Below are 1,979 nucleotides of genomic sequence, written 5' to 3'. Positions count from 1 at the left end.
GCACCCGCACCGCGTGCCGCGCCGCCGCCTTCGTGATCGCCCCGGCCGGTTCGGGGGACAGGAGCGAGAGCGAGGCCACATCGGCCCGCAGCCGGTCCATGACCCCGGCGCGTTTGCGCAAGGAATCGGCCGCGGGACCGCCTCCCGTCGCATCGTCGAGCAGACCGGCCCGCGTGAGCTCGCCCATCAGCTTGTCCACATGGCCGTCGGGCAGGCCCATCCGCCGGGCCTCTTCCCGCAGGAGCGGCAGTCCGCGGGTGCCGTCCAGCAGGGTCAGGAAACTGCTCGTCGCCGTGTCCATCGGCCCCAGCACCAAAGCATGCGCGGGCGCCACCCCGAACTGCACGGTGCTCAGGTCCCGCCAGCCGCGCCGCAGCGCGGGCTTCACGATCGGATGCATGGTCGTCCCCCGTCGGCCGGTCGGCGCGGCCCCGTCCGCCACGCCGATCGAGTGCCAGAATGCCCGTCTCAGCGGCCTCCCGCTCCGCGCTGTCCACAGGCGATGTGCATTCGTCGTACTAATCAAACGTGCGGGGTGCGGAACACCGCCGAACCGTCCCGGAGGCGGGACTTCCCCCATGCCCAGCGGGTAACGTCGGGGCGTGCCCGCCGACCCGTCCCCTCGCGTCGCTGGGGAGCCCTCAGCGCGTCGCGCCGGAACTCCGCAGCGCAGCACGACCAGTCCGCCGTCCTCCGGCTCGGGGCCCAGCGCGGTCGAGGTCAGACGGAGCGCCCGCCGGCGCAGAACGGTCTCGGCGTACCGGGAGGGCGACCGCACCGTCGTCCTCATCCCCGCCCGCATGTCGGAGGCGGAGGAGCAGCGCTGGGTCACGGTGATGCTCGACAAGCTCGCCGCGCAGGAGAGCAAGCGGCTCCTCGGCGACGCGGAGCTGGTGGAGCGGGCCGAGCAGCTGTCGGAGCAGTACTTCCAGGGGCGGGCCAGGCCCGCCTCCGTTCGCTGGGTCACGAACCAGAACACCCGCTGGGGATCCTGCACCCCCGCCGAGGGCAGCATCCGCCTCTCGCACCGTCTGCAGGGCATGCCCGAGTACGTCGTGGACTACGTCCTCGTGCACGAGCTCGCCCATCTGCTCGTCCCCGGTCACGGCCCCCGCTTCTGGCGTCTCCTGGAGGCCTACCCCCGTACGGAGCGGGCCAGGGGATACCTCGAAGGGGTGGTCGCGGCCGATCGTCTGCCGCACCTTCCCGCCGCCCGCGAGGAGTGAACGTCCACCGGATCCGACGGTTGTGTAGCGGGTCTGTACCGGCTTGGTCCGCTGTCGGAGTTAGCGGTTAGCCTGGCGCGACGCATTCACATTCGGGATGGGGGACGGTCGTTACGTATGGCCAGGGATTTCCAACGCGGCCACAAGGCCAAGATCAGTGACCTCACCGCGGGGACCGATCTGTACGTAGGTGTACAGATTTCGGCACCCGGGCTGACCTTCGACATCAGCTGCTTCGGCCTGGACGCGAGCGAACGGCTCTCGGACGACCGCTACTTCATCTTCTTCAACCAGCCCAAGTCGCCCGAGGAGTCGATCCAGCTCCTGGGCGAGCAGGCGGGCGACACCGAGTCCTTCCGCGTCACGCTCGACCGCATCCCGCAGCAGATCCAGCGGCTGTCGTTCACGGCGACGATCGACGGCGCCGGCCAGATGTCGCAGGTCGCGTCCGGGTACATCCGCATCGTCGCGGGCGGCGAGGAAGTGGCGCGCTACGCCTTCAACGGCGCGGAGTTCTCCACGGAGCGCGCGGTCATGCTGGGCGACTTCTATCTGAAGGACGTCTGGCGGTTCGCCGCGATCGGCCAGGGCTTCGACGGCGGTCTCGAGGCCCTGCTGAAGAACTTCGGCGGCGAGGTCGCCGAGGAGGAGCCCGCGGCCGCCCCGCAGCCGCAGGCCACGCCCGGTTTCGCGCCGCCCGCGCAGGCCTCCGCGCCGCCCGCGTTCGGCGCCCCGGCCGCCGCCGCGCCCGCC

2 protein-coding genes and 1 pseudogene are annotated in these 1,979 nt (G+C 71.3%); 2 read left to right on the top strand and 1 reads right to left on the bottom strand.

Annotated elements, in window-relative coordinates; genetic code table 11:
- A pseudogene (locus tag AOK22_RS34325) lies at positions 1-400 on the bottom strand (ThiF family adenylyltransferase); the annotation flags it as partial.
- Between the two features lie 202 nt (positions 401-602).
- Between AOK22_RS34325 and AOK22_RS34320 the strand changes: the two are divergent.
- Positions 603-1,226 carry a M48 metallopeptidase family protein gene (locus tag AOK22_RS34320; protein WP_079037009.1) on the top strand — a complete coding sequence of 208 codons (624 nt, stop codon included), beginning with the start codon at positions 603-605 and terminating at the stop codon, positions 1,224-1,226.
- A gap of 117 nt (positions 1,227-1,343) precedes the next feature.
- A partial coding sequence (locus AOK22_RS34315) for a TerD family protein (RefSeq protein WP_167357914.1) occupies positions 1,344-1,979 on the top strand: 636 nt, incomplete at its 3' end.

The organism is Streptomyces silaceus (assembly GCF_001419745.1).
GTDB lineage: Bacteria > Actinomycetota > Actinomycetes > Streptomycetales > Streptomycetaceae > Streptomyces > Streptomyces silaceus.
The sequence above is the reverse complement of the archived record's forward strand: the minus strand, read 5'-3'. Positions and strand labels throughout refer to the sequence as shown.